This window comes from Phenylobacterium sp. NIBR 498073, from assembly GCF_027286305.1.
GTDB lineage: Bacteria > Pseudomonadota > Alphaproteobacteria > Caulobacterales > Caulobacteraceae > Phenylobacterium.
This window is the reverse complement of sequence record NZ_CP114599.1, coordinates 1211891-1227143: the sequence shown is the minus strand read 5'-3', so window position 1 is coordinate 1227143 and position 15253 is coordinate 1211891. Positions and strand designations below refer to the sequence as shown.

9 protein-coding genes and 1 tRNA gene are annotated in these 15253 nt (G+C 68.2%); 6 read left to right on the top strand and 4 right to left on the bottom strand.

Translation table 11 applies throughout. The features are described from left to right. Positions 1-369 precede the first annotated feature (369 nt). Positions 370-3171 carry a hypothetical protein gene (locus tag O4N75_RS06315; RefSeq protein ID WP_269628502.1) on the top strand — a complete coding sequence of 934 codons (2802 nt, stop codon included), beginning with the start codon at positions 370-372 and terminating at the stop codon, positions 3169-3171. A 178-nt stretch (positions 3172-3349) separates the two neighbouring features. Here O4N75_RS06315 and O4N75_RS06310 read toward each other — a convergent pair. Continuing rightward, positions 3350-3426: transfer RNA gene (locus O4N75_RS06310), tRNA-Met, on the bottom strand. 125 nt (positions 3427-3551) lie between these two features. Between O4N75_RS06310 and O4N75_RS06305 the strand changes: the two genes are divergently transcribed. From O4N75_RS06305 to O4N75_RS06295, 3 genes are read left to right on the top strand one after another with little or no spacing between them, the layout of a single operon-like run. Then, a complete protein-coding gene (locus O4N75_RS06305) occupies positions 3552-4580 on the top strand; it encodes a glycosyltransferase (protein ID WP_269628501.1) in 1029 nt (342 codons plus the stop codon). Then, positions 4580-6271 carry an asparagine synthase (glutamine-hydrolyzing) gene (gene asnB / locus O4N75_RS06300; RefSeq protein ID WP_269628500.1) on the top strand — a complete coding sequence of 564 codons (1692 nt, stop codon included), beginning with the start codon at positions 4580-4582 and terminating at the stop codon, positions 6269-6271. The genes O4N75_RS06305 and asnB overlap by 1 nt, the downstream gene beginning before the upstream one ends. A 14-nt stretch (positions 6272-6285) precedes the next feature. After that, entirely contained in the window at positions 6286-7512 is a 1227-nt protein-coding gene (locus tag O4N75_RS06295; RefSeq protein ID WP_269628499.1) for a PQQ-dependent sugar dehydrogenase, read from the top strand. Here O4N75_RS06295 and O4N75_RS06290 read toward each other — a convergent pair. Beyond that, the gene (locus O4N75_RS06290) at positions 7509-8621 is read right to left on the bottom strand and encodes an NAD(P)/FAD-dependent oxidoreductase (protein ID WP_269628498.1); all 1113 of its coding nucleotides are present in this window, start codon (positions 8619-8621) and stop codon (positions 7509-7511) included. The genes O4N75_RS06295 and O4N75_RS06290 overlap by 4 nt on opposite strands. A 90-nt stretch (positions 8622-8711) precedes the next feature. On the opposite strand from O4N75_RS06290, the gene O4N75_RS06285 reads away from it, so the two are divergent. Together O4N75_RS06285 and O4N75_RS06280 are read left to right on the top strand one after the other, a co-directional pair. Further along, positions 8712-9890, top strand: coding sequence for a serine hydrolase (locus tag O4N75_RS06285; RefSeq protein WP_269628497.1), 1179 nt, complete (start codon positions 8712-8714; stop codon positions 9888-9890). Between the two features lie 72 nt (positions 9891-9962). Continuing rightward, positions 9963-11234, top strand: a complete 1272-nt coding sequence (locus tag O4N75_RS06280) for a tetratricopeptide repeat protein (RefSeq protein WP_269628496.1) — start codon at positions 9963-9965, stop codon at positions 11232-11234. Positions 11235-11251: 17 nt separating this feature from the next. On the opposite strand, the gene O4N75_RS06275 is transcribed toward O4N75_RS06280, so the two are convergent. Together O4N75_RS06275 and O4N75_RS06270 are read right to left on the bottom strand one after the other, a co-directional pair. Next, complete coding sequence (locus tag O4N75_RS06275; RefSeq protein ID WP_269628495.1) at positions 11252-11674, bottom strand: VOC family protein; 423 nt, start codon at positions 11672-11674, stop codon at positions 11252-11254. A gap of 75 nt (positions 11675-11749) precedes the next feature. Beyond that, positions 11750-15163: an indolepyruvate ferredoxin oxidoreductase family protein gene (locus O4N75_RS06270; RefSeq protein WP_269628494.1), complete on the bottom strand. Its 3414-nt coding sequence runs from the start codon at positions 15161-15163 to the stop codon at positions 11750-11752. Between the last annotated feature and the right edge of the window lie 90 nt (positions 15164-15253).

Below are 15253 nucleotides of genomic sequence, written 5' to 3'. Positions count from 1 at the left end.
CCGCCGCGACGCTCTGCAACGCCCTTCCTGGCGGCGCTCAGGCCCCGGCGCACAGGTCCAAGATTGGCCAAATGTTCACTATTTGTTCTTGATGCGCCGGCCTTTTTCGACTAACCTTTGCGAAGGTCAGCAGACCGCCGGCGACGCCCCGGCCGCACATTGGCGTCACCCTTCAATTTAGACCAACCACCGGCCCGTTAGGGGCGGCCAGCCATGGCGAGAGGGCCGTGGCGACCGCCAGCTGGCTAGTCTGACGCCCACCCCCGCGGGTGCGCGCCGCCTGGCGCGGCCGCGCTTCTCTTAACCTTGCCGCGAAAGCCAGCCGCCACGGCGGCGCGGCCGCAGTCGGCTGTCTTGAAAGGACCATTGATGGCAGAGACGATTTCGAACCAAGACGCCCTGGACATGATCGCGACCGGCCACGCAGCGCTGGTCGCCAATCTCGCCGAACCGCCGGCGCTGACCCCGACCGAGAACCTCGCGACCTTCTCCGAACGCGGCATCACCTGGAACCTCGCCGCGGCGGCCCCGGTCGGCAAGTTCATCAGCGGCGACTATTTCGCCGTTGGTGGCGTCGTAACGAGTACGGTCCCGGCGAGCGTCCAGGACGACGGCACGTACAACGACGCGCAGACCTATACCGCACGGTGGGTCCACGGCCTCATGGTCAACCCCGGCAGCGAGGGCGGCTCCGGCGCGAACCCAAGCGTCACTCCGCAAGGCTTCGACAGCCTGCAAAAGTCCCCGGCCTACGCCCCGTCGGTGACGGAGTTCGCGTACGATCACGCGCTCAATCTCGATCCCGGCGCGACCGGGCTGAGCCTTAGCGGCGTCAAGTCTCTGGTCAAAACGAAGTCCATTCTGGACGGGGTGGACGCATCGAGCCGCGCGAAGCTCGAGAACGTGTCGCTTCTGACCATCCTGGACGCCACGCCCCCGGACGGCGCCTTCCGCCGTTGGGCTGGCTGCGCGAGCAAGACGCCGATCTTCTTCGCGTCGGACATCGATTGGACGGTGCTGCCGAGCATCGCCAAACCCGCCGCGGCGACGACGCTCACGGCCGCGGACCTGATCGCCAAGCTTGGCCCGCTTCAGACCTACATGAACCAGCAACTGTATGCGCGGGGCATCGCTCCATACCTCGCGCAGCAGGCGTACGGCGCAGATATCGCAAACGACATCAGCCAGGCGATGCTGTTCACCATGACCGCGGGGACCAGCACCGCCGATCGCAACGCCGTGGCGTACCGGCTGATCCAGGCGGGGCTCGACGTCTATGACGCCACGGAGGCCGGCAGGCGCTGGTCCAGCGCCACGTTCAGCTTCGGCGGCGCGCACCAGTGGCTGAAGATTCTGCTGGTTTACGCAGCGCGGCTCCTGCGCAACGCGGCCAACGTCACCGAACGCAACAAGCTTGCGGCATGGTGCGACGGCGGCGCCGCCCGCATCTTCGCCGAAGACATGTGCACCTTCTCGATCACGCGCGAGATGATCGAGAGCATGCCCTACGAGCCGATCAATACGCGCCTGGCTCCCGTCGGCTACCCGGACTGGAGCGAGAACAGCGTCGACTGGCTGGCCAAACCCAGCAACCTCGCCAGTTGCGGCCTAGCCTATGAACTCGCCTACCGGACGGTCAACAGCTACCCTTGGCTCTCACAGGTCTTGGTGGCGCGTCTTCTTGGCGCCGAAACCATGTGGAATAATCCGAAATTCTTCGAATACTGCGACACATATTACAATAAGTGGGTCTATCGTGGCCGGGCGACCGACCCGTACTTCTACGCCTACAACCGCTTCATGGTGTGGGACCACTACGAGACCTACGCGCCGGCATTCAGCGACGCCACCGCGCCGACCCTGGTTCGCCGGGCTGCAAACGCTCGATATGCCTGGATCGAGTTCAACGAACCCTTCTCACTTCTGGCTCAGCCCGTCGCAGCCGACTTCGCCGTAACCGTCGATGGCGCGGGGGTCTCGCTGGCGCCTGTCTCGACGACCGCGTCCGGCGTGAAGTCGAGCGGCTCGACGAACGTGTCGAGCCCGCTGATCACCGTCGCCAGCGCAGCGGGAATTCGGGTCGGCCAGCGCGTCGAGTGTGGGTCGCTCGCGGCGGATACGTTCGTGACCAGCGTCAACGGGCTGAGCGTCGGCATCTCATCGCTGATCGCCAATGCGTTCTCCGCCCAGCCGATCACCTTCCACAACGTGTTCGCTTACAACCGCACGCTCGTCGCGGTCCTGCCGGCTCCGCTGACCACCGACACCCAGCTGGTCACCATCGGCTACACCACGCCTGGCGCCGGCTATGTGCATAATCTTGGCGGGGTAGCGCCAGCGACCGTGACGGTCGGCGCCGCCACGAACAACACCGGCAAACTCCCGGCGGGACCGATTTCCAAAGACCTCGCCTACTCGGGCGCGGTCAAGGCCGATCGCCAGTTCAGCGGAGGTGGTACGCCGCGCTCGCAAACGCTCAACCGTTGGCGGTTCTCCGTTCGCTTCATGCTGAAGTCCAAGATGGCGGCGAACGAGAATATCGTATCCGTGTCTACCGGCTCGACGGCCACATTCCGCGTCTACGCCGCTTCCACGCAGGCGCTCCGGGTTACGTTCGGCGGGTCGGTGGGCCAAAGCATTCGTGCGCCGTATCTGCTGGATGATCTGCCTGTCGGCAAAGTCATCACCATGCACATGATGTTCGACGGCTCGGCGCTCACGCAAACGACCGCGAAGCGGCTGGCCGTGTATTGGGATGACGGCGGGTACGAGGTCGACATCAGCTCGTCGACGGGCACGCTGGACGGGACCTGGGTCGGCCAGATGACGACCATGTTCGCGAACGGATTCTTCGCGTTCGCGAACGGCAGCGGCAATGACGCATTTCATGGCGCGATCAGCGAGATCACGCTGGGTTGGGGCGACAATACGTTGCCGCTCCCGGCGAACCTCACCGGCCCGCAGTTCGCCTACAACGCGGATTGGGGACCGAACGGCGCAGGCCCGTGGGGTCAAAACCAGTGGTACTTCGCCGGCACCTTGGAAGAGTGGAACGCCGGCATGCCGAACCGGGGCGACTACGGCTCGTACGCGCTGACTCCCCGGCGCTACGCGATCCCCGGCGATCCGGACAGCGGTCTGGCGACCCTGTTCACGGCGCCGCCGGCCTAGCAGTTGATTCCCTGGGTCGGGCGCATGCCGCTCGACCCGCCTTTCTTGTCGGTGCTGGCGACGCCGCCAGCACCGATGTTCTGCGCGACATCGAACGTGCGCCTTGCAAAGACAACAGGAATAGGGATCAGGCGATGACACCGCCCCCACGGGGGCTTGAAATCGCGCCTGTAAAAGGTGGTGGCGGGGGGCGGGATCGAACCGCCGACCTGTGGGTTATGAATCCACCGCTCTAACCATCTGAGCTACCCAGCCGCCGGGCCATTCGGCGAGGCGCGGGTTATAGATTGGGTTTTTCGCATCTTCAAGCGGGTAGGATGCGACCTGTCGCCCAAAAGCGGATTCCGTTTTAGCGCGGCCCACACTAGGGTCGCCCCGGCATGAGCGTCCTGCATCTTTTGGGAACGGCCGGCGAAGGCGGCGCGGAGACCTATTTCCTCGATCTGATCGCGGCCCTGGCCGACGACGGGGTCAAGCAGGCCGCCGCTATCCGCGCCAATCCAAATCGCGAAGCGGCCCTGCGGCGGCTGGACGTCCCGACCGGAGTCTTCCGATTCGGCGGGCCCATCGACCTGCTGACGCGGCCGAAACTGAAGGCCTTCGCCGGCCGCCAGGACGTGAAACTGGCTCTGGCCTGGATGAACCGGGCGGCGCGGCACACTCCGTCGGGGCCCTGGGCGCGGATCGGCCGGCTGGGCGGCTATTACAGCCTGAAGTACTACAAGGGCTTCGAAGAGCTGGTGGCCAACACCGAGGACATCGCCGACTGGGTGGTGAGCCAGGGCTGGCCGGCCGGCAAGGTCCGCTACATTCCCAACTTCGCCTTGGCCCCGCCCGACACCGCGCCGGCCGACCGCGCCGAGCTGCGAACCCCCGAGGACGTCCCGCTGCTGTTGGCCATGGGCCGGCTGCACGAGGCCAAGGCCCACGACGTGGCGCTGGAGGCCCTGGCCCGGATTCCCGAGGCCTACCTCTGGATCGCCGGCGCCGGGCCATTGGAAGCCAAGCTGCGGGCCATGGCCGAGGCGCTGGGCGTCGCGCCGCGGGTTCGCTTCCTGGGCTGGCGCAATGATCCCTCGGCGCTCTACCGAGCGGCCGACATCTGCGTCTTCCCCTCGCGCTACGAGCCGCTGGGCAATGTCGTGATCCAGTCGTGGGCGCATGGGCTGCCGGTGGTCGCCGCCGCCAGCCAGGGCCCTTCGGCGCTGATCCGCAACGCGGAGGACGGCCTGCTGGTCCCCATCGACGACGCTGGCGCGTTGGCCGAGGCTGTGAACCGGATGATCGCCGACCCGATGCTGTGCATCCGCATGGTGCAGAACGGCTCTGAACGGGTGGAGGCCGATTTCTCGCCCGCCGCGGTGGTCGCCCAGTGGCGGCGGCTGTTCGCCGACTACGGGGCGGTCTGATGTGTGGCATCGCCGGGATTCTCGGCGCGAACGGTTCGGCCCGACCGATGATCGAGGCCCTGACCCATCGCGGCCCCGACGGGGTGTTCGTCGAGGAGGCGAACGGCCGATCCCTGGCCCATGCGCGGCTGTCGATCATCGACCTGGAGGGCGGCTGGCAGCCGCTGCACGGCGCCGGCTGCACGGTCATCGGCAACGGCGAGATCTACAACTATGTCGAGCTGGCGCAGGAGTTCGGCCTTGAGGGCCGGATGGGCACCGGCTCGGACTTCGAACCGCTGCTGCATATCTACGCCCAGGAAGGCCCCGCCGCCTTCCACCGACTGAGGGGCATGTACGCCTTCTGCCTGGTCGGGAACGACGGCCGGACCTGGCTGGCGCGCGATCCGTTCGGCATCAAGCCGCTCTATCTGCTCGAGCACGAGGGCTCGGTGGCCTTTGCCTCCGAGCCCCGCGCGTTCCTGGCCGCAGGGATGATCGGGGCCGAGCTGTCGCCGGACCGGGCGCGCGAACTTCTGGCCTTCAATTACACCCTGACCGGCGAGACGATCTTCCAGGGCCTGCGCCGCCTGGCGCCGGGCGAAATCGTCGAGGTGGTGGACGGCAGGATCGTCCCGCGCGAAGTCCACCCGGCCGTCATCGCGCGGCCGCCGGCCCGGGGCGGCGACGAAGCAGACCTGATCAAGCGGCTCGACACGGTGCTGGAAAACAGCGTGCGCGTGCACCAGCGCTCGGACGTGCCCTACGGCCTGTTCCTGTCCGGGGGGATCGACTCCGCGACCATCGCCACCCTCATGGCGCGGCTGAACGCGCGCCCGGTCACCGCCTTCACCTGCGGGTTCGACGCGCCCGGCGCCCGCGACGAGCGGGCCCAGGCCGAGCGGGTGGCGGCGGCGCTGAACCTCGACTGGCGCGAGACCAGCTTCGGCGAGGAGGACTTCTGGCGGATCCTGCCGCAGGTCGCCTGGGCGATGGACGATCCGACCGCCGACTACGCGACCCTGCCGACCTACAAGCTGGCCGAGGCGGCCAAGGGCACGCTGACCGTGGTCCTGACCGGTGAAGGCGGCGACGAGTTGTTCGGCGGCTACGGCCGCTATCGCCGCGCCCTGCGCCCGGCCTGGCTGGGCGGACGCCCAGCCGAACCGCGTCACGAAGACAAGGGCGTGGTCGAGCGTTGGCGCGCCGCGGCCCAGGCCCCGAAGGGCCTTTCGGGCCTGCAGCGGGCCCAGTGGGCCGACATCGCCACCTGGCTGCCCAACGACCTGCTGCTGAAGCTGGACCGCTGCCTGATGGCCCACGGGCTGGAGGGGCGCACGCCGTTTCTGGACCCGCAGGTCGCCGACTTCGCCTTTCCCCTGCCCGACCGCATGAAGGTCCAGGGCCGCTACGGCAAATGGCTGCTGCGCAAGTGGCTGGAGCAGGCTTGCCCCGCCGCCGATCCCTGGGGCCGCAAGAAGGGCTTCACCGTGCCGGTCGACGCCTGGATCGCGCCGCGCGCCGGCGAGATCGCCGCGCGGATCGGCCAGGTCGAGGCGGTGAGGCGCATCCTTGGGCCGGAGGCGAACGCCGCCTTTGCGGCGCAGGAAACCGGGCGCTGGCCGTTGTTGTTCTTTGCGGTCTGGTCGCTGATCCACCTCGAAGGCGCCGCGCCGAGCGACGCCTTGGCCGCCGTGGCCGGCCGCACTTGACCCCAGGAGTTCCGATGCGCCGTCTTGTCCTCACCACCGCCCTCGCCGCCCTGGTCGCCGCCTGCGGCGGAACCGAAGGCCAGGCGCAGTCCGGCGCGGCCGGCGCGCCGGTCGCCTCCAAGCCCGCCAATGCGCCCGACCAGCAGCCCGCCTTCGCCGGCCAGACCCGCGCGCCGGAGGTGAAGTCGAACCTCGCCCTGCAGGTGACGACGCTGGCCGAGGGCCTGGACATGCCGTGGGGATTGGCTTTCCTGCCGGACGGCCGGCTGCTGATCACCGAAAAGCACCTCGGCCAGCTGCAGATCCTCGGAACCGACGGCAAGCTGTCGGGCCCGATCATCGGCCTGCCCGCCGTGGTCGGCGCCGACCAGGGCGGACTGCTGGGCGTGGCGGTCGATCCGAAGTTCCCAGACAACGGCCTGATCTACTGGAGCTACGCCGAACCGGCCGCCGACGGGACTAACAACACCGCCGTCGCGCGCGGCAAGCTGACCGGCGACCGGATCGAGAACGTCCAGGTCATCTTCCGCCAGACCCCGTCGATGAACTCGACCAAGCACTATGGCGGGCGGCTGGTGTTCGCGCCGGACGGCACGCTGTTCGTCACCACAGGCGAGCGCTCGATCCTCGAGGGCCGCGCCCAGGCCCAACGCCTGGACGGCACGCTGGGCAAGGTGGTCCGCATCAATTCCGACGGCTCGATCCCGAAGGACAACCCGTTCGTGGGCAAACCCGGCGTGCGGCCGGAGATCTGGTCCTACGGCCATCGCAACATCCTCTCGGCGGCGATCGACCCGAAGACCGGCAAGCTGTGGGAAGTCGAGCACGGCGCGCGCGGCGGCGACGAGCTGAACCAGCCGCAGGCCGGCAAGGACTACGGCTGGCCGACCATCACCTATGGCCTGGAATATTCCGGCAAGCCTGTCGGCGCCGGCCTGACCGCCAAGGAGGGCATGGAGCAGCCGGTCTACTACTGGGATCCGGTGATCGCCCCGGCCGGCATGGCCTTTTATGAGGCCGACTTGTTCCCGGCCTGGAAGGGCAGCATCCTGATCGGCGGCCTGGGCAGCAAGGCGCTGGTGCGGCTGGTCATGCAAGACGGCAAGGTGGTCGGCGAGGAGCGGCTGCTGACCGACCTCAACGAGCGCATCCGCGACGTCGTCGTCGGCCCCGACGGGGCGCTCTATCTCGCCACCGACAGCAAGAACGGCCGGGTGCTGAAGGTCACGCCGAAGGGCTAGAGCCCCAGCCGGCCCGCGACCTCTTCGCCGATCGCCAGCGAGGAGGTCAGGCCCGGGCTCTCGATGCCGAACAGGGTGACGAGGCCCGCCAGGCCATGCTTTTCCGGGCCGTCGATGCGGAAATCGGGCTGCGGCTCGCCTGGGCCGTGCAGCTTGGGCCGGATACCGGCGTAGTCGGGCGCCAGGGCGCCGTCCGGCAGGCTCGGCCAGAACTTGCGGATGTAGGCGTAGAACTCGTCGCCCAGGGCCGGATCGACGCTGTAGTCGAGCTCGTCGACATAGTGCAGGTCGGGGCCGAACACGGCCTGACCGCCAAGGTCGCGGCGATAGTGGGTGCCGAGCGCGCCGGGGATCGGCGGCGGATAGATCAGCCGCGCAAACGGCGCCTTGCCGCTGAGCCGGAAGTAGACGCCCTTGCCGTAGTGCAGCGGCGGGATGCTCGCCTTGGGAAAGCCCTCGATCTCGCCGGCGACGGCCTGCGCCGAGAGGCCCGGCGCGGTGATCAGCAGCCGGGCGGTGAGCGTGGTAGGCTCGGCGCCGCCGGCGCGGACGCTGTAGCCGCCGCCGTCCAGCGGCGTCGCGCCCTCGAACGGCGTCGAGGTGACCACCGCGCCGCCGGCCGCCTCGATCTCGCCCTGCAAGGCCAGCATGTAGCCGTGACTGTCGAAGACGCCGCTCTCGGGCGAGATCAGCGCCGCCTCGCAGTTGAGCTGCGGTTCTAGCGCGAGCGCCTGGGCCTTGGTCAGCCGCGCCATGCCTTCGACGTCGTTGACCTCGGCTTGCTCGAGAATGCCGTCGAGTCTGCCGACCTCGTCTGCGTTGGTCGCGACCACCAGCTTGCCGCAGCGATCGTAGGCGACCTTGTGCGCGTCGAGGAAGGCGTAGAGCGCCCGCCGGCCCTGGACGCAGAGCCGCGCCTTCAACGAACCTGTCGGATAGTAGAGCCCGCCGTGAATGACCTCGGAATTGCGGGCCGAGACCCCCTCGCCGATGATCGGCCCGGCCTCCAGCACCGCGACCACCAAGCCACGTTTGCTAAGCGCATAGCCGCAGGCCAAGCCCACCGCGCCAGCCCCGACCACCACCGCGTCGAAATCGAAATCCGCCATGGCCAAGGCCTAGCCGAACGACGGCGGTATGCAAACCGCCCACCGCTGTCTAGCTTGGCCATCAATCACAAATAGAGCGGGAGGGCGCCCATGCACGCGAGCAGACTCACACTGATGGCCTTGGCGGTCGCCGGCGGATTGCATGGCGCTGCGCTGGCTCAGGACCCTGCCCCGCCGCCAGCCGGCGGCTCGATCCTGGCCTGGACGCCGGATCAGCAGCGCTACGGCTATCGCAACATGGAGAAGGTCACGCCGGTTCAGGTCGTGCCGCGGGGCGCGCATGTGCGCGAGTTGCCGCTCGCCGCCCGCCAGATCGATCCCAAGTGGACCTGGAACGGCCAGGCCCAGACGCTCGACGGCTACATGACCGCGATGAACACCTCCGGCGTGGTGGTGCTGAAGGACGGCCAGATCGTGCTTGAACGCTACGGCCTCGATCGCAAGCCGACTGAGCGCTGGACCTCGTTTTCGGTCGCCAAGTCGGTCACCGCCACCCTGGTCGGGGCGGCGATCAAGGACGGCAAGATCAAGAGCCTGGACGACGTCGTCACCAACTACATTCCCGAGCTCAAGGGCGGCGCCTATGAGGGCGTGACGGTCCGCCAGCTGCTGACCATGACCTCGGGCGTGAAGTGGAACGAGGACTACACCGACCTCAATTCCGACGTGGCCAAGGCCGGAACGACTCCGGGCGAGCCGGGCATGAACCCGATCGTCAGCTACATGCGCAAGCTGCCGCGAGAGGCCGAGCCCGGAGCCAAGTTCGTCTACAAGACCGGCGAGACCGACCTGGCCGGGATCCTGGTCTCCAACGCCGTCGGCAAGCCGCTGTCGACCTATCTCTCGGAAAAGATCTGGGCTCCCTACGGCATGGAGCAGGACGCCATCTGGGTGAAGGACCCGGCCGGCCACGAACGCGGCGGCTGCTGCATGTCGATGACCGCCCGCGACTACGCGCGGCTTGGCCAGTTCATGCTGGAAGGCGGCAAGGTCAATGGCCAGGACGTGCTGCCGGCCGGCTGGGTCGCCGACGCCACCCGCGCCCACCAGTCTTTCCCGCCCGGCGGGATCGAGACCGGCTACGGCTATTTCTGGTGGATCATCCCCGACGGCTATGCGGCCGAAGGCATCTTCGGCCAGCAGATCTTCGTCTATCCGGCCGAGAAGCTGGTCATCGCGGTCAACTCCGCCTGGCCGGCGGCGTCGAAGGACGAGCTCTGGCAGGCGCAGATGGCGTTCGCTCAAGCGGTGCGGCAGGCCGCCAAGTAACAGCTTGTAATTGCTGGGCTCCAGCGCCGAGCGTATTCTGGCCGCCGTATCTCGCCCCAAGGAGGGGATACGGTGCAGAAAGCGCATTCAGGCGATGTCCTCACCGGCGCCAGCGCCCTGGCCGCCGAGCGTTACGAGAGCGCCCTCGAGGCCTTCTACTGCTACGCGGGCGATCCTCTGGCCCTGCTGGAGGAGGCGCTCGCCGACAGCCCGCAGTTCGTCATGGGCCATGCCCTGAAGGCTTATCTGACCATGATCGGGACCAACGCCGAGGCCGCCGCCCTTGGCGTCCAGGCCCTGGCCAGGGCCGAGGGCGTGCCGGCCAACGACCGCGAGCGGGGGCACCTTGTCGCCCTCGCCCACCTCCGCGACGGCGCGCTGAAGGCTGCAGGGCGCGTGCTGGAGGATCTGGCTATCGCCAATCCGCGCGACGGACTGGCGCTGCAGGTCGGACACCTGATCGACTTCCTGGTCGGCGACAGCCGCATGCTGCGCGACCGCATCGGCCGGGCCTTGCCCTCCTGGTCGCCGACGGCGCCGGGCTATCACGCCGTGCTCGGCATGCACGCATTCGGCCTGGAGGAATCCGGCCAGTACGGCCGCGCCGAGGAGGCCGCTCGCCGCTCCCTCGATCTCAATCCCCGCAACGGCTGGTCATGGCATGCGGTGGCGCACGTGATGGAGATGCAGGACCGCCGCCGCGACGGCGTGGCCTGGTTCCGCGGCGACCTGCCGGCCTGGACCGGCGACAGCTTCTTCCAGGTGCACAATTGGTGGCATCTGGCGCTGTTCCATCTCGGCCTCGGCGAAGTGGATGAAGTGCTGGCTCTCTACGACGGCCCGATCTGGGGCGCCAAATCGGAGATGGCCTTCGACATGGTCGACGCCGCGGCCCTGCTTTGGCGGCTGCACCTGCGCGGCGTCGACCTGGGCGAGCGCTGGGCCGCGCTGGCCGACGCCTACGAGGCCAAAATCGACAAGGGGACCTACGCCTTCGACGACGCCCACGCGATGATGGCCTTCGTCGGCGCCGGCCGCACTGAGGCGGCCAGGGCCCTGCTTGACCTTCAAAGGCAGCTGCTGGCCGGCGACCGCGACAACGCCGGCTTCGTCCGCGACGTCGGCCTGCCGGTGATGGAGGCCCTGCACGCCTTCGGCGAGGGCCGCTACGCCCTGACGCTCAACCGCCTGCGCGACGTGCGCAGCCGCGCTGCACGCTTCGGCGGGAGCCACGCCCAACGCGACGTCATCGACCTGACGATCATCGAGGCCGCCGCCCGCAACGGCGACCTGCCGCTGCGCGACGCCTTGCTGGCCGAACGGGCGAACGCGCTGCCGGTCTGATGCAGCGCCCCTCACGTCTAGGCGAGGGGTGATCGACCGGTGATCCGCACGTAGTAGCCGTCGAGATCCAGGATGCGGAAATCGGTCAGCCCCCAGGGTTGATCGACGAGCGCGGTGATCTCCGCCATTCCGCTGGCGACAGCGCGGGCGTGGACAGATGCAACATCGTCGACCGCGACGACCAGTTCGACGCCGAGCCCCACCCTGCAGCCAGGCTCGGGGCGAACCGGATGACCCGCTGGAAGTTGAGACGCGGCACTGAGCCCGAGGACGGCGCCTCCACGGCCGATGGAGACGTAGCCGCCGGGCGCCTCGCGCAGAACTTCGAAGCCGAGAACATCACGATAGAAGGCGACCGAACGCCTGACGTCATGAACGAACAACTCGACGCGCAGAGCAGGCTGCGCAGTCTCGATGTCCGGTTCAGAACGCTCTCCCATGCGATGGACATGGGAGCGACGACCAGCCTTGGCGATGCAGGCGACCGTCGAGCCACGGCGCCCAAGTGGGAGGCACTAGGCCTCCCACTTGGCCCACAGCTTGGCCTCTTCGGCCTTGGCGACCTTTACCGCGACTTCCTTGATGTGCCCGAACCCGCGGATGGCCTGCGGGACCGCGGCGATCTTGGTCGCCAGCGGCAGGCGTTCGGCGTCGAGGCCGGCCAGCAGCTTGGCCAGGCCCGCCTCGTAGTCGGCGATCAGGCTGCGTTCCATACGGCGCTCCTCGGTGCGGCCGAAGATGTCGAGCGGACCGCCGCGCAGCCCCTTCATCCTGGCCATGATCGGGAAGGCGGTCTCCAGCATCCAGCCGCTGAACTCGATCTTCTTCGGCTTACCGTCCGGCCCCTTGGGCGCGATCAGCGGCGGCGACAGCAGGATCTTGGTCTTGCCGCCCTTGAAGGCCGCGTTGCGCTCCTGCGTGAAACGACCGTCAGTATAGAGGCGGGCGACCTCGTACTCGTCCTTGTAGGCCATCAGCTTGTAGAGGTTGACCGCCACCGCGCGGGTCAGCTTGTCCGAACCGAGCGGCTCCTCAGCCGCGGCGACCTTGGCCACCTGGTCGGCGTAGCGGCGCGCGTAGGCTGCATCCTGATAGCCGGTCAGCTCGCGGGTGCGGTGGGCGATCAGTTCGTCCAGCGGCATGGTCTCCGGCGTCGGGGTGTGATCCTCGGCCGCCCGGGCCAGGCTCGGGTCGTGGGCGACGCGGCGGCCCAGCTCGAAGGCCTGGAGATTGGCCTCGGCCTGGACGCCGTTCAGGCGGATGGCGCGATAGACCGCCCGGCTCGACAGCGGGATCAGGCCCTTCTGCCAGGCGAAACCGACCATGATCATGTTGGCGTAGATGGCGTCGCCGAAGTTGCTCTCCGCCAAGTGATGGGCGGGGCACTCGTCATAGGTCTTGGTCGCCGCCTTGATCTTGCGCGACATCAGGCCGGCGTCGAAGCGCACGTCGCGGTCGCTGACGAAATCGGCGGTCGGGGCGAAGTCCTCGTTCCCCACCGCCGCGGTGCGGTCCTTGGCGTAGAGCGCCAGGGCGTCGGCCCCTGCGGCCGACAGGATGTCGCAGGCGATCAGCACGTTGGCCGAGGCGGCCGGCACGCGGCCGCCGACCACGGTCTCTTCGGTCTCACCGATGCGGACGTGGGAGAACACCGCCCCGCCCTTCTGGGCCAGGCCCGTCATGTCGACCACCGACGAGGCGCGCCCGTCCACGTGTGCGGCCATGGCCAGGATCGAAGCCACGGTGGTCACGCCGGTGCCGCCGATGCCGGTGAAGACGATGTTGCGCACGCCTTCCAGCGGCTCGAACGTCGGCAGCGGAGTGGAGTCGGCGGTCAGGGCCGGCATCGACTTGGCCTGGGCGTTTTCGCCGCCTTCGATGGTGATGAAGGACGGACAGAACCCCTGCAGGCAGGAATAGTCGGTGTTGCAGCTCGACTGGTTGATCTTGCGCTTGCGGCCGAACTCGGTGTTCAGCGGCTCGACCGAGACGCAGTTCGACTTCTTCGAGCAGTCGCCACAGCCCTCGCAGACCAGGGGGTTGATGAAGACGCGCTTGGTGGCGACCTCCATCGAACCGCGCTTGCGGCGACGGCGCTTCTCCGTGGCGCAGACCTGATCATAGAGCAGAACCGTGGTGCCGGGCGTCTCGCGCAGCATCTTCTGCACGTCCATCAGCTTGGAGCGCGGCTTGACCTCGACGCCTGGCGCGAGGTCGGTGACGCCCTCGTAGCGGCTGGGATCGTCGGCGACGATGACGGTCTTGGTCACGCCCTCCGAGGCCAGCTGGCGAGTGATCTGGGCGGGCGTGAAGCCGCTCTCGGCCGCCTGGCCGCCGGTCATGGCGACGGCGTCGTTGAACAGCAGCTTGTAGGTGACGTGGCTGTTCGCCGCGACCGACGCGCGGATCGCCAACGAACCGGAGTGGTTGTAGGTGCCGTCGCCCAGGTTCACGAACACATGCGGCTCGCTGGTGAACGGCGCCGAGCCGACCCAGGTCAGCCCCTCGCCGCCCATGTGGCTGTTCAGGTCGGTCTGCGGGTCGTTGAAGCTGGCCATGTAATGGCAGCCGATCCCGGCCAGGGCGCGGGTCCCCTCCGGCAGCCGCGTCGAGGTGTTGTGCGGGCAGCCGGAGCAGAAGAACGGCTTGCGCTGCTGGTCGGCGGCTAGGGTCACGGCGGCCATCGAGGCGGCCGAGACGCGGGAAAGGTAGTCGTGCACCCGCTCCATGTGCGGGCCGGGCGGAAGCCGGTCGGCGATGGCGAGCGCGACCTCGGCCACCGATAGCGAGCCGAGCTCGGACAGCAGCGGGTGACCCTGCTCGTCCACCTTGCCGATGATCTTCGGGCGGGCGTGGGCCGGCAGGTCGTAGAGGGCGGCGCGGGCCTGTGTCTCGATTAGCGGGCGCTTGTGCTCGACCACCATCAGGGTCTCGAGGCCGGCGGCGAAGGCGCGCAGTCCGGTCGGCTCCAGCGGCCAGGGCATGCCGACCTTGTAGATGGCGACGCCGAGGTCCGAGGCCTGGGCGGCCGAGATGCCCATGGCCGCGAGCGCCTCGATGACGTCCTTGTAGGCCTGGCCCTGGCAGACGATGCCCAGGCGCGGGCGCGAGGAGCCGAGCATCACCCGATCCAGGCGATTGGCCCGGGCGAAGGCCAAAGCGGCCGGGATCTTGAAGTTGCGGAGCCGGCGCTCCTTTTCCAGCGGCTGGTCCTTCAGCCGGATGCCGAGGCCGCCGGCCGGCATGGTGAAGTTCGTCGGCGTCGTGATCTGGTGGCGATTGACCGACACGTCGATGGTGACGCCGGAGTCCATGGTGTCGGCCAGCGCAATCAGCCCGACCCACAGGCCTGAGAACCGCGACATGGCGATGCCCATCAGGCCGAAGTCGAGCACTTCCTGCACGTCGGCCGGCGACAGCACCGGCATTTCGAAGTCCTGGAAAGCGTATTCCGACTGCGACGGCAGGGTCGAGGACTTGCAGGTGTGGTCGTCGCCGGCCACCGCCAGCACGCCGCCCTTGGCCCAGGTGCCGGCGAAGTTGGCGTGCTTGAAGGCGTCGCCGGTGCGGTCGACCCCGGGGGCCTTGCCGTACCACATGCCGGTGACGCCATCGAACTTGGCCCCCGGGAACAGGTTGGCCTGCTGACTGCCCCAGACCGCGGTCGCGGCGAGGTCCTCGTTGAGGCCCTCCTTGAAGACGACCTCGGCGTCCTTGAGGAACTTGGCGGCGCGATGCGCCTGCTGATCCAGCCCGCCGAGCGGCGAACCGCGATAACCGGAGACGAAACCGGCCGTGTTGAGGCCCGCGGCCTTGTCCAGACGGTGCTGATCGATCATCACCCGGAGCAGCGCCTGGACGCCCGTGATGAAAACTCGACCTTCCGTGAGCAGGAATTTGTCGTCGAGCGTCACGTCAGCGTGCCGCATAGCAATATCTTTCCTTTTCGGCTCCCCAATGCCAATAGAAGATCATATAAGATCGATGGAATTGCTTGCCAAAGGCGTGCCCCCGCAAGG